Origin of the sequence: Mucilaginibacter sp. (assembly GCF_041663085.1) — a bacterium.
GTDB lineage: Bacteria > Bacteroidota > Bacteroidia > Sphingobacteriales > Sphingobacteriaceae > Mucilaginibacter.
On record NZ_JBAZRC010000113.1, the window covers coordinates 1 to 16,089 of the forward strand.

Below are 16,089 nucleotides of genomic sequence, written 5' to 3' on the forward strand. Positions count from 1 at the left end.
ACCTTATAACAAAACCTGTTATAATTGAGTTATATAGCATCTGCTTTTATATGATGAAATTTAAGTTGTCCGTTTTTATCGGTTTTATTGGTTTTATAGTTATTGCATCCTGCAAAAAAGGGAATGATGCCGCACCTGCAACGCCTTTAAAAACCAGTATTAACTTTGTAAATGCCAGTGCAGATACCATTAACTTTTATGTTAACGGCAGCCGGCTAAACACAACTGCAGCTTCCTATCCATTGGCATCAACTGGGTATCTGACCACCCCACTGGGCGAACAAAACTATGAGGTGAAGAAAGACCGTAACCCAAACATTTTATTTAATTTGGTACTGCCTGTAGATACCGGAAAAGTATATTCTTTTTTCGTGACTGATAATACGTCTGCAAATACCTTTACCGTAGTTGATACCTTACCAAAGGTTGATACTACCATGATACGTTTTGTGCATACATCGCCTAATATGGGTGATGTGGAAATTTTAATGAATGATACAGTAGCATTTGCAAATGCGAAATTTAAATCGGTTTCCGATTATCTTCCTGTCACGCCCGGTTTAAAACAAATAAAAGTTGTTGATGTGGCAACAGGCAACGTGCTTATAAACGAACCGCGTGTACTGCAGTTAAACCGTGCTTATACACTTTTTACAAAAGGTGCGTTAATGGCTACAGATGCACCTGCAATATCGGGTACAGGTTTAATAATTAATAGATAATAGTAAATGACTAATAACAATAAAAGCCGCCTGTTACTTTATTTGTGGGTATTTATTATAGGTATAATGGTTATACCCATGCTTGTTTCGTGCGGTAAAAGCGGGGTAAGTGCTGGCAGTAATTCAAACGCCCGCATGCAAATAGTAAATTTGAGCCCGGATATACAGCCATTTAATTTGTATGCTTTTTATATAAAACAAGGCACAAATGCTTACTCTTACCCGCTGGCTTCGGGATATTTCCTCATAAACGCCATTGATACGCCGTATCAGATCAGGACGGCGCAAACAACAAATGGTGTAAACCCCACAAACCTGCTAACCTTACAGGGAAAAATACAACCAAAAGTGCCTTATACATGGTTTGTTGCCGGTTTGCGCAACGATAGCTCCTTAACCTCCATATTAACTGTTGATACCGGCAGCTTGCCTGCTAATGGCAGGGGGAAAATAAGATTTGTAAATGCATCGCCCGGCACAATTGGCCTGGACTTAACAGCTAACGCAAGCATTGCCTTTAAGGATGTAAAATACAAACAAGTAACCGACTATCTTGAGCTAACAGCAGGTAGTTATAACCTTAATGTTGCAGCTACAAATGCACCGACTACGGTTTTATCGGGTTTACCCAACTTTACTGTGCTCGATGGCAAATTGTATACCATGTATTTTTATGGCCTGGCCAGCAAAACAGATACCGCCGCCTACGGCGCAAACATCATTTTAAACTCTTTACCACCCGGTACAACATATTAATGGTTGGGTATGTGTTTTATCTTTATATTTTTGCTAAAATTTAAAAGCCTTGGAATTCATACACAGCATCATCGATTTTATTTTACATATTGATAAACACTTGGTACAAATAACCAGCGAATACCAGGGGTGGACCTACCTGATATTGTTCATCATCATATTTGCCGAGACCGGTTTTGTAGTAACCCCCTTCCTGCCCGGCGATTCATTGCTGTTTGCTGCGGGTGCGCTAATTGCAGGCGGCAAATCGGGCCTGGATATTTATTTGCTTACGGTTATCCTCATCATAGCTGCCATTAGCGGCAATACGGTAAATTACCTGTTAGGTAAGTTTTTGGGTGCAAGGGTATTTAAAGAAGAAAACAAGATACTTAAACTAAGCTACTACCTGCAAACCAAGGCTTTTTTTGATAAGCATGGTGGCAAGGCCGTTATATTTAGCCGCTATGTGCCTATTATACGTACTGTTGCGCCTTTTGTGGCAGGGGTAGGGCATATGCCATTTGCCCGTTACAGCCTGTATAATGTTATTGGCGGGGTAACATGGATCTTTATCTTCCTGTTTTGTGGCTTTTGGTTTGGTAAGGTGCCTTTTATTGAGAAAAACTTCTCGCTGGTAGCTATCATCATCATATTGGTATCGGTTTTACCGCCGGTGTTTGCCATTGTAAAAAGTAAGATGACTAAAAAAAGCCAGCCTACTCAGTAGTATTACCGGTTGATATACAGTTTGCCGGCTTTATACAAAGCTTCTTCTTTATCTATCTGTTGCTTTTCGGCTTTGGTTAAGGGCTTTGCTATCAGCTTGTCCAAATTGGGCTGCCCGGCATCAACCCATGCCGAAAACCAAAAGCTGCCCACGCTGAAGATAGATGCCCGCATTTGCCTTTGCACCATACCCCGCAGCAGTTTGTGGTAAGCCCTGCTATATGCTACCGAATATACTTTTACCTTGCGGTTGCCCCGCTGCTCCATAGCGTATTTGTTTGCCGCCGGGAAGGTTTTGTTCAATGCGCGTTCAACCCTTAATACGGTATCAACACTTTTAAATGAGCTGCTGCATATTTTAAAAGCCTCTGCCAGCGGGTTGCTGATGTATTTAGCCTTGCCCACATTATAATTGTAACTGTTGCTAAAAAGCTCGGGCAGGCGGCTTTCCCAAAGGGAATGGATGCCCTGTTGATTGGTTAGCTGCCCATCGTAGTTTTGGGTAAGATGCAGTGGCGTGTGGGCATCAGACAGGTAATGCGCAAGGTTGGCCGATGTGATCAGTATGCTCGTGGTATCGTGCGCCTTAAAGGCCTTTACCAGCCAGTAATAGTTTGATGTAATGGCCCAGGGTACGGTGCCATATTTATTTAGGGTATCTGTTGAGTATTTAGCTGCCGCATCAACCCAATGCTGCGGCATATCCCTGAATGGTTGCTTGCCGTAATGGTCGGCGTCGAAAAAATGGTGAGGGGCTTCGGTGCTGTCTACGTAGCGCTTTTTATCGGCGCTCACGGCGTGTTCTGTAATAAAGTTGATATTGGCCCTGTAAAAACCTGCCATGCCCTTAGGGAGCGTAAAAACCGCCAGCCTGTTGATGCGATAATGCGCAAAGAACCCCCACGACGAACAAAGCGTAAGCACAACTATCCCCGATAAAACCAAAGTAACAAGGCGTTTCATGGGGTAAATATGCTTATATAAAAGCTAAAAGCACAATGCGTAAAGCTTAAAGTCAAATGTTAGCAGGCTCCATATAATATTCAGGAATTTATGCAGGCTTTACCATGCCGGTGTACACATTGGTATCGTATTGAATGGTGATTGCTCCGTTTTGCTGGTATTTATCGAATAATGCCTGCAAGTCAGTTATCATGGCTTCATAACCTTCCTCATCTTTTGTTGGCATGTATGAAGAAGAAGATAAGCGCCCTTTAAGGCCATCCAAATCAAATACCTGTTCGTTATAAAAGGTTTTAAGCTGATAAGGTTGCGGGTTAAAAAACGCGCCGATATGTTCGGCGTCGATATTACGATGATCTACCTGTACGTAATCTTTACCGTGTTTGATGATCAGCTCGTCGTATTCCTTCTCAAAGGCCGAGCCTGTACGGCGTTCGTTCCACATCAGGGCTATCAACCCGTTTGGTTTCAGGATACGCTCAAATTCTGTTCTTGTTTTCCCGGCATCAAACCAATGGAAGGCCTGCCCGGCAATAACGGCGTCTATGCTTTCGGTAGCCAGGCCCGTATCTTCGGCTGTGCCGTTTTGGGCTTTAAAACCGGGCCAGTTGCCCAGCAGTTCAATGGCTTTATCGCGCATGGGCTGGTTGGGTTCAATGGCAATTACACGATAGCCTGCTTCTAAAAATAATTGGGTAGAAATACCGGTACCTGCGCCAATATCGGCTATCAGCTTATCGGTTGTAAGGTTGTATTGCTGTTGCAGATGGTTGATGATCTGGGCAGGGTAGCCTGGGCGGTATTTTACGTAATCGTTTACGCGGTTGCTGAAACGGGTGGTGCTGTTGGTAGTCATATAATTTAAACGTTGGTTTGGGGGAGATGTTTTGTATGTTATCTTAACCAACACGCCATTGAGAGGTACGAAGCAATCTCCCGATATATATCCCTCATGCTCAGTACACCACTATAAACATCCGCCGCTCATTGCCGCGGAGGCTACTTCTTTCTCTTGATAGAAAGAAGCAAAGATCAAGACTGAAAAAAGCTTCCGGGCACAGGCCTTTACCTTTTGGCCCGCTTTTCTGTCAGGCCACCGCTCGTTCATTACAGTCCTAAATCAAGGTAATGAGGGAAATCCCACGAATCATGGTTCAGAAACTGCGTTAGGGATAGCAGCGGATACCGGCCCGCGCCTAAGGCCTGTGCAGTATGAGCGGATAGCCCGGGCCGAAGGCAACGCCATTGTTAGATTCAAGATGTTAGACATAAGAATCAAGATCATAGAAAAACTCATCCCCACCAACGCACAAACCAATAATCGCCACCCACCAATAATGAACCAATGAACACAAGCCCTGTCCGTCCGTTTTACACCCCGACACTATGCAATAAATCCGGACAAAAAACCAATGAACTAATGAACCAGTGAACTAATGAACATTAACCAATTTATTAACAATTCAAAAAATAACATAAACACTATTGCAAATTAAAATTTATCAGCCTATATTTGCATCCTCTAAAAATAAAGAAAAGAATAACAAGCTTAAGATGGCAAATCATAAATCATCCATAAAAAGAATCAGGTCAAACGCTGCGAAGCGTCTGCGTAACAGGTATCAGGCAAAAACCACCAGAAACGCTATCAAGAAATTAAGAGGTACCACCACTAAAGCTGATGCTACTCCTTTATTATCTAAAGTGATCTCTATGTTAGATCGTTTGGCTAAAAAGAACGTTATTCACAAAAACAAAGCTTCGAACAACAAATCAAAGCTTACCAAATTTGTTAATACTTTAAGCTAATAGCTTAATCCATAATATTAAAAAGGGATAGTGCATTGCGCGTTATCCCTTTTTTGTTGTTTTATATTTTTTGGCTGGCGGCGAGTCAACTCACCCCGACTGCGCTTCGCTGGTCGACCCTCTCTGCTTGCGCAAAGAGGGTGAAGAGGAAAGGTAGTTTAACCCTCTTTCCGCCGCAGGCGAAGAGAGGGTCGCGCACGTAGTGCCGCGGGGTGAGAAAATGTGCGCTTTATTAGTTAACTCACCCCGACATCGCTGCGCTCGTCGACCCTCTCTGCTTACGCAAAGAGGGTAATAGAAACACAATAAAAAGGTCCCCCTCTTTGCGAAGCAGAGAGGGGGCAGGGGGTGAGTTAAATTCGCCGCCTTTTTTATCACCTAATTTTCCTATTTTAGGTGCTATAAACCTGCATCCCGTGGAAGATTATCCCAATAAAATAAGTATTAAAAGCTGGGCCGAGGAAGACCGCCCCCGCGAAAAACTAAGCGGGCAGGGCCGCCGTGCCTTAACAGATGCCGAACTGATTGCCATACTGATAGGCAGCGGCAGTCGCGATGAAAGCGCTGTGGAACTGAGCAAGCGTATCCTTCATCATTACGATAACGACCTGAACAAACTGGGGAAGGCTGGTATAAGCGAATTAAGCAAGTTTAAGGGCATTGGCGAGGCCAAGGCGATATCTATTATTGCCGCCCTTGAAATAGGCCGCAGAAGGGGCGATACAGAGGTTAAAGTGCTGGATGAGGTGAAGAGCAGCCGCGATGGGTACAACATAATGCGCCGCCATTTGATGGACCTGAACCACGAGGAATTCTGGATAATGCTGATAGGCCGGTCAAGCAAAGTGCTGGCTAAAGAGCTGGTAAGCAAGGGCGGCCTGAGCGGTACAGTTGCCGACCCCAAGATCATCTTCCACATGGCTTTGCAACACCAGGCAAGCGCACTGATTATGGTGCACAATCACCCGTCAGGCAACCTTAAACCAAGTCGCGAAGACCTGGTGCTCACCAAAAAGATCGCCGATGCAGGGCGGATGCTGGATATTAATGTGCTTGATCACCTCATCATTACTGATAGCGGATATTTTAGCTTCGGGGATGAAGGGTTGTTATGATTTTAGATTTACGAATTACGATTTTAGATTTGTTTTTGTGAAACATGTATATTTAAACCATTGAAAACAACGCCGCTTTAATAGCGTTCTATCTACACAAAACTAAAAACTACAAACCATGATAACCCCACCAGAAAACCAGGACGACCAACTACAGCAAGATGACCAGTTGGAACAAACCGAGAACGAAGACCAGATGAGTCAGCAGGATGTACATGGCAACGGCTTCGACGAAACCAATGAAGATATTGGCGAAACTGATGAAAGCAGCCAGGCCCAACGTGCCTATGATGCCGCCGAACCGTCATACACCCTTAATCTGGATGATGACACAAGCGATGATGAATAATATTTAGAGCCGCCGGCTCTTACATCCGCGCGTCATTGCGAGGTACGAAGCAATCTCAGAACTGTGCATCGCCGCTGTTCTATCGGGAGATTGCTCCGTACCGCGCAATGACGCTTTTTTTGTTTTAAAACCTTTTACCTTTCAGCTTTCTCCTTTCTGCCTAAATCGTATCTTTGCGGATTATCATTCTCCTATAATGAAGATATCGTACAACTGGCTTAAAGAATTTATTGATACAGATAAAACCCCTGCGGAATTATCTACCATACTTACAGGTACCGGCTTAGAGGTGGAGAGCCTTGAGAAGGTACAGGCCATCCCCGGCGGTTTAGAAGGCCTGGTGATTGGGTATGTTAAAGAATGCATTGATCACGCCAACTCCGATCACCTGCACGTTACCAAGGTAGATGTAGGCGCCGGCGAAGACCTGCAAATTGTTTGCGGCGCCCATAACGTTGCCGCAGGGCAAAAGGTAGTGGTGGCAACCGTGGGTACAACCATTTACCCAACCGTTGGCGAGCCGTTCAGTATCAAAAAATCAAAAATCAGGGGCGAGATATCTGAAGGGATGATCTGCGCCGAAGACGAGATAGGCCTTGGCCATGACCATGCCGGTATTATGGTACTTGATGCAGATACCCCTGTAGGTACGCTGGCTAAAGACCACTTTAAGCTGAACGACGATTACATGTACGAGATTGGCCTTACACCAAACCGTGCCGATGCGGCTTCGCACCTGGGTACGGCAAGGGATATAGCCGCTTTCCTGAAACTGGCAATCAAAAAGCCGGATGTAAGCGCATTTAAGGTTGATAGCAACACCAGCCCTATACAGATTGTTGTTGAGAACGAAGCTGCTGCGCCAAGGTATAGCGGCTTAACCATCTCGGGCATAAAGGTTGGCGAGTCGCCCGCATGGTTAAAAGAGCGTTTGGCCGTAATAGGCGTGCGCAGCATTAACAACGTGGTTGATGTAACCAATTATGTATTGCACGAGCTTGGGCAGCCCCTGCACGCCTTTGATGCCGCTGCTATAACAGGCAACAAGGTTATTGTTAAAAACGTAGCCGAAGGCACCATATTTAAAACGCTGGATGATGTGGATAGGAAACTATCTGCCGATGACCTGATGATATGCAATGCCGATGAGGCCATGTGTATTGCCGGTGTATTTGGCGGTGCAAAAAGCGGCGTGAGCGAAAGCACTACCGGGATCTTCCTGGAGAGCGCTTACTTTAATTCGGTAGCAGTACGTAAAACATCAAAAAGGTTTGGTTTAAAAACGGATGCATCATTCCGTTTTGAGCGTGGCACCGACCCGGATATGACCGTGTTTGCCCTTAAACGCGCGGCCTTGCTGATACAACAGGTAGCAGGCGGTGAGGTTACATCAGATATATTTGATCATTATCCTGCGCCGGTAGCGCCATTTGCTGTCGAGATCACTTATAATACTATCGACAGGCTGATAGGCAAAGCCATCGGTAACGATACCATCAAAAGTATCATCACCGCTCTGGATATCAAAATAGAGAACGAGACCGCCGAAGGCTTATCCCTTAAAGTGCCCCCGTACCGTGTGGATGTAACCCGCGATGTGGATGTGGTAGAAGAGATACTGCGTATTTACGGCTACAACAATATCGAGATCCCTACACAGATCAGGGCATCGCTGAACAACTCGGTTCGCCCCGAGAAAGATACCGTGCAAAATGTAATTGCCGACCTGCTTAGCGCGAACGGCTTTAACGAAATGCTGGCCAACTCGCTTACCAAGCTGGCTTACTCGGATAACCCCGATGCAGCCGTAAAGATATTGAACCCGCTAAGCAGCGATCTGGATGCTATGCGCCAAACCCTGTTATACTCGGGGTTAGAAGCCATTGCCTATAACCAGAACCGCCGCAGTGCCGATTTGAAGTTTTACGAATTTGGCAAGGTGTACAGCACCAAAGAGGGCAAGTACATCGAAACGCAGCGTTTCAGCGTGTTCATTACCGGTGCTAATACTACCGAGCAGTGGAACCAAAAGCAAAAGCCGGTAACCTTCTATAATTTAAAAGCTATTGTTGATGGCATATTGCAGCGCCTTAAAATAACCGATGTGGTTACCGAGGATGCTACCTGCAGTAAGCTGGCTTTTGGCTTACAGTACACACTTAACGGCAAGCAACTGGTTAAATTTGGGCAGGTGAACGCTACGGCATTAAAGAAAGTTGATGTAGATAAAGATGTTTTCTACGCCGATTTTAACTTTGATTTGGTGCTGAACGCTGTGCGTAAGAACGTGATTGTTTACCAGGAAGTGTCAAAATTCCCGGCGGTGCGCAGGGATCTGAGCATGCTGGTAGATACAGCCGTTACCTTTGGGCAGTTAAAACAGATCGCAACCCGTACGGACAAAAAACTGCTGAAAGAAGTGAACGTGTTTGATGTTTACCAGGGCGATAAGCTGCCTGCGGGTAAAAAATCGTACGCGCTGAGCTTTGTTCTGCAGGATACCGAAAAAACTTTAACCGATAAAGCGGTTGATGCCGTGATGCAGAAATTAATTTATAATTTAGGCAAAGAAGCAGGAGCGGAGATAAGAAAGTAAATTCTAAACGCTAAAGTTCTAAATTCTAAAATTAGCGTAATGGCTTTTTTTAGAATTCAAGAATTTAGTGCTTCTTTAGAATTTAGAAATTAGAATTTAGAGTTTAACCCAACAAATGGCCTCAGTAGCAGAACAATTAAATAAAGTTGTAGAAAAAACCGAAAGGTTAATTGAGCTTTGTGCTGCGTTGCAGGAAGAGAATGATCTGCTGAAACTGGAAAGTGAAGCATTAAACGTGGCCTTAAAAGCCAGTACAAACAAAACAAAAGACCTCGAAGAAAAGCTTCGTGTGTTAAAGCTGGCAAAGTCGTTTTCAGAAACAAATGAAAAAAGTGTTGACATTAAGCAAAAAATTAACGACTTTGTGCAGGAAATAGATAAGTGTATTGTATTGCTTAAAAAGTAGTACAGAAAGTGAAAAGCTCAAATGGGAGAAATCTCAATAAAAATAAATATTGCTGACAGAGTTTACCCCTTAAAGGTAAACATGGAAGAAGAGGAAATAATAAGAAGGGCAGCCAAGCTGATCAATGACCGTATAAAGGAATACCAGGAAAATTACGCGGTTAGGGATAAACAGGATTTGCTTTCGATGTGTGTGCTGCATTATGCAACATCGTCATTAAAGGCGGATAAGAAAGTTACTACGGATGATACCGAAGTGGCCGAGAAGGTTTATCAACTGGATCATTTGCTGACTGATTTTTTTTCGAAACAATAACGTTCTTACACATATACAGAGCATATTAAGATTTAACCGCAGTTAAATTTTAAGTTTCACTATTAAAAACTTAACGCTTCAATATCTTCGGATTACAAAGAGGCATGCGTTGATCGTGTTTAACGGAAACCCGTGATCCACTCCATCCGACAAGAAGTTTTAACAATACATGACACTTAGAAGTTTAGTTGCGGTTTTTTTATTTTATATAACCTAAATAACCAATGAATAGTATATTATATGTAATTATCGGGCTCCTTGCAGGGGTCCCGACAGGAATAGTCATAGGGCGTTTCCTGTTGCGCAAACTCTTTAAAGACCAGGAGGTAGGCGCACAGAACAAAGTGAAAAAGATCCTGAAGGATGCTGAAAATAATGCTGAGATCTTAAAAAAGAACCGTCTTTTGGAAGCAAAAGAGAAGTTCTTACAAATGAAGGCCGAGCATGAGCAGGAAGTAAACTCAAAAAACAACGTATTAAACCAGCGCGAGAACGGCATCAAACAAAAAGAGCAATCTTTTAACCAGAAGCTGGAGAACATGAACCGTAAGGAAACGGAGCTTGATAACGCACGCAAAAAACTGGAAACCCAAACCGACATCCTTGTTAAAAAACAGGAAGAAGTTGAGCATCTTAAAAATCAGCACGTTTCACAGTTGGAAACCATTGCAGGCTTATCTGCAGAGGATGCAAAGAACCAATTGGTAGATAACCTGCGCGAAGAGGCACGCAGCAAGGCTATGGCACAGATAAAAGATATTGTTGACGAAGCCAAGCTAACCGCTACCAAAGAGGCCAAGAAAATAGTTATCCAAACCATACAGCGTACCGCTACCGAAAGCGCTATCGAGAACACGGTATCTATCTTCAACATCGAGAATGATGAGATAAAGGGCCGTATCATCGGCAGGGAAGGCCGTAACATCCGCGCGCTGGAAGCAGCAACCGGTATCGAGATCATTGTTGATGATACACCGGAAGCTATTATCCTTTCAGGTTTCGACCCGGTTCGTAGGGAAATTGCCCGTTTGGCTATGCACCGTTTGGTAACCGACGGACGCATCCACCCGGCACGTATCGAAGAGGTTGTTGCCAAAACCAAAAAGCAGATTGAAGAAGAAATTGTTGAGATAGGCGAGCGTACCGTTATCGACCTTGGCATCACCGGCCTTCACCCTGAACTGATCAGGATGGTAGGGCGTATGCGTTACCGCTCATCATACGGGCAAAACCTGTTGCAGCACTCGCGCGAGGTAGCTAACTTCTGTGCTACCATGGCGGCAGAGCTGGGCTTAAATGTGAAACTGGCAAAACGCGCAGGTTTACTGCACGATATTGGTAAAGTGCCTGATGATAACCCCGAACTGCCACACGCTATTTTGGGTATGCAGCTTGCCGAAAAATATAAAGAACACCCGGAAGTGTGCAACGCCATTGGCGCCCACCACGACGAGGTAGAAATGACATCGATGCTATCGCCGATCATACAGGTTTGTGACGCTATTTCAGGCGCAAGGCCGGGCGCACGCCGTGAAGTAGTAGAAAGTTACATCAAGCGCTTAAAAGAGCTTGAGGAGCTTGCTTTATCATACCCGGGTGTCGAAAAAACATTCGCTATACAGGCAGGCCGCGAATTGCGTGTTGTAGTAGAGAGCGAAAAGATATCTGACGCGCAATCAGAAGTATTAGCGGCAGATATATCAAACCGTATCCAAACAGAAATGACCTATCCGGGTCAGATAAAAGTTACCGTTATCAGGGAAACCCGTTCGGTAGCGTTTGCAAAATAATTTATAGCTTTGCACAAGCCCTCTCTTTAAACGGAGGGGGCTTTTTTGTTTTATAGCAAATCCACAATGGGAAAACAACATCCGCAACCTAAAACCCAACCCGCTAAACCGGGCGATAAACGTAAGATCGAAGTTTATTTCGACCGTTTAGATGCCAGTCACCAAAACCCAACCAACCAGTTGTTGCATTACTTTTTTGTGCCGATGATGGTATTTGGCATATTAGGTATGGCATGGGCTATCCCGTTCCCGCATATCGCCTTTATAGGCAAGTATAACGGTTACTTTAACTGGGCATCGTTCATTATTGCCTTTGCTATTTATTACTACCTGAAAATGTCGCCGTTGTTATCCTATTTCGCGCTGTTCCTGTTCTTTGGCCTTAGCTACGGCATTATGCAGCTGGAGCTTTATGAAAAAGCCGGAGGTGTGGAACTGAGCGTTATCAGCGTAGCTATCCTGCTGGTATCCCTTGCAGGCCAGTACATAGGTGGCAAAATAGAAGGCAAGGAAGCATCATTTAATGACGATACCAAACTGGCAGCCATTACCCCGCTATGGGTAATGTATAAGCTTACGCAAAGGTTTGGGTTGAGGTATTAAGGGTTTAAAAGTTTGATTTCATTGCCGTCTGCTTTAGCTGACGGAATGTAAGATAGAAAAGATGGCTTTAGCCAAACTCACCTGCTATTTAGGCTAAAGCCAATTGAATTTGCTGGTTATCCGTTGGCTGAAGCCAACGGCAATGATGATTCGTTGGATTTCCGGATTACCCTGATTCTTGCAGCTCCGCGTCAGTTAAAACAGCTTCGGACGAAAGCGGGCAGAACAATGGTGGCCTGCGGGTGGCTGGGGCATAGGAACTTTTGCAGAAGCAAAGGGCAGGAGCGGGCACAGCAGGGCAAAAGATTCCAGCCCGTGGTTCTGCCCGGTTTGCAGGGAAGGCCAATGTGCGGCAAAGAAGCCTTTTTGCTGACTTGATTTTTGGTTACTTTGTACCAAGACAAAGTAACAGCCATCCCGCGGCAATTGAGCGGGCCAATGTTTATAGTGGTCTACTTACCATGAGAAATGCTGAACTCAATTAGGCAGATGTGCATTTCATTACCTGCCTAAAGAGATTGCTTCGTACCTCGAAATGACGCGCGGGAGTACGTTTACAGGTTCTTCCCCAACTTCTCCAATATATCCTGAGGTACTTTCTCCAGATCCAGCACCAGGAAACCATCCAGGCAATCGGCAAACTTAGGGTCGATGTTAAAGCTGATGATATGGGCGTTAAGGGCAAGGTACTGGCGAAGCAATACAGGCACCTTCATGTTATGCGTTTCCACTTCCGATATCAGGTTATCCAGCCCTTTAAAGCTATCGCCGGCTGATAAAAGCAGGTCGGTATCAATGTTCTCAAAATTCACCTTGAATTTTTTACGCGGCTTTACATACTGCGCCATCTCATGGTCGAAGTGGTTACGGTTGATGTAATCAACAATAAGCGATTTGCTGAACTGCGAGAACGAGTTACTGATACTTACCGGGCCAATCAGGTAACGGTAACGCGGGTTATCTATCACAAATTTCAGGATACCCTTCCAAAGCAGGAACAGGGGCAGGGGTTTGGTCTGGTACTCCTTACGGATCCATGATCGGCCAAGCTCAAGGCTTTTCTTAAGTACCGGGGTAAATTGTTCTTTAAGCTTAAACAGCTCGTTTATGTAGAACCCTTTTTTACCAACGCCGTAAAATATCTCGTCGCCAAGGCCAATACGGTAGGCGCCTACTATCCGTTTAGCTTCGGTATCCCAGATGAACAGGTGATGGTAGTAAATATCATACTCGTCAAGGTCGGTAGCTTTATTGGTGCCTTCACCAACCTCGCGGAAGGTGATCTCCCGTAAACGGCCGATCTCGCGGATAATACACGGTATTTGCGATGTTGGGGTGATATACACCTCATAGTTCTTTTCTGTCCAAACCTTATAATCGTTGCGCAACTTGTCAACCTCTACTTCCAGTTTATCGGCAGCAGTTTCTGGTACAATAGCCTCGGGCAGTTTTTTTATTTTGAACAGGTTGCGTGGGTTAAAAAGTTTTTTCTCTTCATCCAAACCCGCACCAAGGGCGTAGGTTTTGGCACGCAGAAAGTTCAGCAGTTTGGCGCTGTTGTTATTATCGGGGATATCTTCTACCTTAATAGGTTTGCCAATGCGCAGCTTAATGGTTTGGCCTTGCTTGTTAAACAACTCCGACGGTAGCTTGGCCGTGCGCAAAGCAGGGTGTATAATGCTCAGCAGATTAAACAGCAGGCCGTTATTACCGTGGAAGTATATAGGCACCACCGGTACCTTTGCCTTGGCAATTATCTTGCCTACAACAGGGTGCCAAAGGCGGTCTGTGATCTCTTGTTTATCCAGCTTAAAGGTTGATACCTCGCCGGCAGGGAAAATGCCTATTGGGGTGCCGTTATTCAGTAATTCGAGGGTGTTTTTTAACCCGCTGATGCTGGATGAATGCTCCACATTCTCGAATGGGTTTACAGCTATAAAATAATCGCTCAGGTTAGGGATCTTTTTCAGCAGGAAGTTGGCCATCAGCTTGGCATCAGGCCTTGCCATGGTCAGTATTTTTAACAATATCAATCCCTCAATACCACCATAAGGGTGATTGGCAATGGCTATAAAGGCACCATCTTTGGGGATATGCCTTAACTCGCGTTCGTCAAATTCTATCTCAATACCACAGCCTTTTAAAATAGCATCAACAAACTCGGGGCCTTGTTTGGGCTGGGCCTGGGCAAACAGGTCGTTCACCTGGTTTATCTTCATCAGTTCCATCAGGAAAGATGCCAGTCCCGGCAATTTCAGGGTATCCAGTTTAGTGGCTTTGGCAAACTCTTCGGTGGTTATTATTTTCATGCTGTTATTAACGCAATAATAGTTAGGGGAAATTACTAATTTAACGGCTCAATACCCGTTGATAAATGAAAGCGCAGATCAAAAACTACCTGTCCCTTACCAAAAAAGAATGGAACGGTATGGTTGTGCTTCTAATATTGATAGCACTGGTGTTAATTGCCCCTTACGTTTATCAATGGTTACGCAAAGATAATACAATAAACGTTACAGCGTTTAACACGGCTGCAGCAGCGCTTAATAAGGCCAATCCGCAGCCCTTAAACGGCACCGGATCAGCAAAAAACGCCCTGTTTAAGTTCGACCCGAATACCACATCGACATACGACTGGCAAAAGCTGGGCATCACGGCAAAACAAGCTGCCATTATTAAAAACTACACAGCAAAGGGCGGCAGGTTTCGCAAGGCCGAGGACCTGCAAAAGATATATGGCCTTACCAAAGTTGATTACGCCAGACTGGCGCCCTTCATCATCATCCCGAAAGGGAAAGCAAAAACGAATGTTGTAGTAGAATTAAATGCTGCGGATTCAGCAAGGTTAACATCCATTGATGGGATAGGGGGCGCATTTGCTAAGCGCATTATCTATTACCGCGATCGGCTTGGTGGTTTTATAACCAAAGAACAGTTGAAAGAAGTTTACGGAATTGATGAACTGAAGTACGATGAGATAAAAGACCAGGTTAAGGTTGACGCAGGCCGCATCCGTAAGATCAATATAAACACTATAACCTTCGATAAATTACGGTTGATGCCCTACCTGGATTATAAACAGGTAAACGCCATTATTGAGTACCGTAAACAGCATGGCGATTATGCAGCCATAAACGATTTGAAAAATATTGCCATTATAGATGAAGGAATTTTGCGTAAAATTGAGCCTTATTTAGTTTTTAAATGATCGAGCAGCAAATAAAGAGCGCTATCCGCGATATTCACGATTTCCCGAAGCCGGGCATTATCTTTAAGGATATCACCCCGATATTGAAGGACCCCGAACTTTGCACCAAAATAAATGATGCCTTTTTAGAAAAAATTAAGGGTATGCAGATAGATGCCGTAGCAGGGGTAGAGAGCCGCGGCTTTCTGTTCGGGTTATCATTAGCTACCAAACTGGGCGTGCCATTTATACCGGTGCGTAAGGCGGGCAAACTACCGCATACAGTTAACCAAAAGGTTTACGAACTGGAATACGGAACAGCCACCATAGAGATCCACACCGATGCCTTTAACCCGGGTGACAGGATACTGATACACGACGATTTGCTGGCAACCGGGGGCACTGTAACCGCCACCAGCGAACTGATCCAGGAGATGGGCGGCATTGTTGCCGGCTTTAGTTTTGTGGTTGGTTTAAGCTTTTTAAACGGGATAGAAAAAATAGCCCCAATAAGCAATAACATTATTGTACTGGCCGATTATTGATTTTTGTAGTTTATACGCATTAATATTCCACCCTATATTTTTGGTGTCTTAAAACATTAAAAACCCGCTAATTTTAATAATTAGCGGGTTTTTGCTTTATAAAAAAATCAGCTCGATTGATATTGTATACGCCATGCCATAAATCTGTTCTAATTTCAGCAAATAATCGGCGGCAGTATGCCAATAGGCTGCCGGTGTTAAACAGCCCTTAAACTGTTTAATAAA

General features: G+C 44.5%; 16 protein-coding genes. 13 read left to right on the forward strand and 3 right to left on the reverse strand.

The annotated features are described in order from the left end of the window. From WC615_RS17325 to WC615_RS17335, 3 genes are all read left to right on the forward strand, one after another. The coding region (locus WC615_RS17325; protein WP_372979333.1) for a DUF4397 domain-containing protein at positions 1-722 on the forward strand (722 nt) is incomplete at its 5' end. Between the two features lie 6 nt (positions 723-728). After that, on the forward strand, positions 729-1,478 hold the full coding sequence (locus tag WC615_RS17330; RefSeq protein WP_372979334.1) for a DUF4397 domain-containing protein: 750 nt from the start codon (positions 729-731) through the stop codon (positions 1,476-1,478). Positions 1,479-1,527: 49 nt separating this feature from the next. Beyond that, positions 1,528-2,187 (forward strand): DedA family protein, encoded by a 660-nt coding sequence (locus WC615_RS17335; RefSeq protein WP_372979335.1) that lies wholly within the window; start codon positions 1,528-1,530, stop codon positions 2,185-2,187. Positions 2,188-2,189: 2 nt separating this feature from the next. On the opposite strand, the gene WC615_RS17340 is transcribed toward WC615_RS17335, so the two are convergent. Beyond that, positions 2,190-3,149: a zinc dependent phospholipase C family protein gene (locus WC615_RS17340; protein ID WP_372979336.1), complete on the reverse strand. Its 960-nt coding sequence runs from the start codon at positions 3,147-3,149 to the stop codon at positions 2,190-2,192. 88 nt (positions 3,150-3,237) lie between these two features. Further along, positions 3,238-4,005, reverse strand: a complete 768-nt coding sequence (locus WC615_RS17345) for a class I SAM-dependent methyltransferase (protein ID WP_372979337.1) — start codon at positions 4,003-4,005, stop codon at positions 3,238-3,240. Between the two features lie 698 nt (positions 4,006-4,703). Between WC615_RS17345 and rpsT the strand changes: the two genes are divergently transcribed. The 8 genes from rpsT to WC615_RS17385 all read left to right on the forward strand — a co-directional run bounded on the left by rpsT (position 4,704) and on the right by WC615_RS17385 (position 12,132). Next, on the forward strand, positions 4,704-4,958 hold the full coding sequence (rpsT, locus tag WC615_RS17350) for a 30S ribosomal protein S20 (RefSeq protein ID WP_129876650.1): 255 nt from the start codon (positions 4,704-4,706) through the stop codon (positions 4,956-4,958). 416 nt (positions 4,959-5,374) lie between these two features. Next, on the forward strand, positions 5,375-6,073 hold the full coding sequence (gene radC, locus WC615_RS17355) for a DNA repair protein RadC (protein ID WP_372979338.1): 699 nt from the start codon (positions 5,375-5,377) through the stop codon (positions 6,071-6,073). 118 nt (positions 6,074-6,191) lie between these two features. Then, on the forward strand, positions 6,192-6,422 hold the full coding sequence (locus tag WC615_RS17360) for a hypothetical protein (protein WP_372979339.1): 231 nt from the start codon (positions 6,192-6,194) through the stop codon (positions 6,420-6,422). A gap of 196 nt (positions 6,423-6,618) precedes the next feature. After that, a complete protein-coding gene (gene pheT, locus WC615_RS17365; RefSeq protein WP_372979340.1) occupies positions 6,619-9,018 on the forward strand; it encodes a phenylalanine--tRNA ligase subunit beta in 2,400 nt (799 codons plus the stop codon). 115 nt (positions 9,019-9,133) lie between these two features. Beyond that, positions 9,134-9,424 carry a hypothetical protein gene (locus WC615_RS17370; RefSeq protein WP_067052893.1) on the forward strand — a complete coding sequence of 97 codons (291 nt, stop codon included), beginning with the start codon at positions 9,134-9,136 and terminating at the stop codon, positions 9,422-9,424. A 21-nt stretch (positions 9,425-9,445) separates the two neighbouring features. Beyond that, positions 9,446-9,739, forward strand: a complete 294-nt coding sequence (locus WC615_RS17375) for a cell division protein ZapA (RefSeq protein WP_067052895.1) — start codon at positions 9,446-9,448, stop codon at positions 9,737-9,739. A gap of 224 nt (positions 9,740-9,963) precedes the next feature. Further along, on the forward strand, positions 9,964-11,529 hold the full coding sequence (gene rny / locus WC615_RS17380) for a ribonuclease Y (RefSeq protein WP_372979341.1): 1,566 nt from the start codon (positions 9,964-9,966) through the stop codon (positions 11,527-11,529). A gap of 66 nt (positions 11,530-11,595) precedes the next feature. Continuing rightward, a complete protein-coding gene (locus WC615_RS17385; RefSeq protein WP_372979342.1) occupies positions 11,596-12,132 on the forward strand; it encodes a DUF962 domain-containing protein in 537 nt (178 codons plus the stop codon). 554 nt (positions 12,133-12,686) lie between these two features. Here WC615_RS17385 and WC615_RS17390 read toward each other — a convergent pair. Continuing rightward, a complete protein-coding gene (locus WC615_RS17390; RefSeq protein WP_372979343.1) occupies positions 12,687-14,441 on the reverse strand; it encodes a lysophospholipid acyltransferase family protein in 1,755 nt (584 codons plus the stop codon). A gap of 65 nt (positions 14,442-14,506) precedes the next feature. Between WC615_RS17390 and WC615_RS17395 the strand changes: the two genes are divergently transcribed. Further along, positions 14,507-15,340 (forward strand): ComEA family DNA-binding protein, encoded by an 834-nt coding sequence (locus tag WC615_RS17395; protein WP_372979344.1) that lies wholly within the window; start codon positions 14,507-14,509, stop codon positions 15,338-15,340. Further along, on the forward strand, positions 15,337-15,864 hold the full coding sequence (locus tag WC615_RS17400) for an adenine phosphoribosyltransferase (protein ID WP_372979345.1): 528 nt from the start codon (positions 15,337-15,339) through the stop codon (positions 15,862-15,864). The genes WC615_RS17395 and WC615_RS17400 overlap by 4 nt, the downstream gene beginning before the upstream one ends. Positions 15,865-16,089 lie beyond the last annotated feature (225 nt).

What these genes read in the sequence shown, in the direction of transcription:
- WC615_RS17330 (WP_372979334.1), top strand. Translation starts at nt 729, where the DNA reads ATGACTAATAACAATAAAAGCCGCCTGTTACTTTATTTGTGGGTATTT.
- WC615_RS17395 (WP_372979344.1), top strand. Translation starts at nt 14,507, where the DNA reads ATGAAAGCGCAGATCAAAAACTACCTGTCCCTTACCAAAAAAGAATGG.
- WC615_RS17390 (WP_372979343.1), bottom strand. Translation starts at nt 14,441, where the DNA reads ATGAAAATAATAACCACCGAAGAGTTTGCCAAAGCCACTAAACTGGAT.
- rpsT (WP_129876650.1), top strand. Translation starts at nt 4,704, where the DNA reads ATGGCAAATCATAAATCATCCATAAAAAGAATCAGGTCAAACGCTGCG.
- WC615_RS17345 (WP_372979337.1), bottom strand. Translation starts at nt 4,005, where the DNA reads ATGACTACCAACAGCACCACCCGTTTCAGCAACCGCGTAAACGATTAC.
- rny (WP_372979341.1), top strand. Translation starts at nt 9,964, where the DNA reads ATGAATAGTATATTATATGTAATTATCGGGCTCCTTGCAGGGGTCCCG.
- WC615_RS17385 (WP_372979342.1), top strand. Translation starts at nt 11,596, where the DNA reads ATGGGAAAACAACATCCGCAACCTAAAACCCAACCCGCTAAACCGGGC.
- WC615_RS17375 (WP_067052895.1), top strand. Translation starts at nt 9,446, where the DNA reads ATGGGAGAAATCTCAATAAAAATAAATATTGCTGACAGAGTTTACCCC.
- WC615_RS17370 (WP_067052893.1), top strand. Translation starts at nt 9,134, where the DNA reads ATGGCCTCAGTAGCAGAACAATTAAATAAAGTTGTAGAAAAAACCGAA.
- WC615_RS17400 (WP_372979345.1), top strand. Translation starts at nt 15,337, where the DNA reads ATGATCGAGCAGCAAATAAAGAGCGCTATCCGCGATATTCACGATTTC.
- WC615_RS17340 (WP_372979336.1), bottom strand. Translation starts at nt 3,149, where the DNA reads ATGAAACGCCTTGTTACTTTGGTTTTATCGGGGATAGTTGTGCTTACG.
- WC615_RS17360 (WP_372979339.1), top strand. Translation starts at nt 6,192, where the DNA reads ATGATAACCCCACCAGAAAACCAGGACGACCAACTACAGCAAGATGAC.
- pheT (WP_372979340.1), top strand. Translation starts at nt 6,619, where the DNA reads ATGAAGATATCGTACAACTGGCTTAAAGAATTTATTGATACAGATAAA.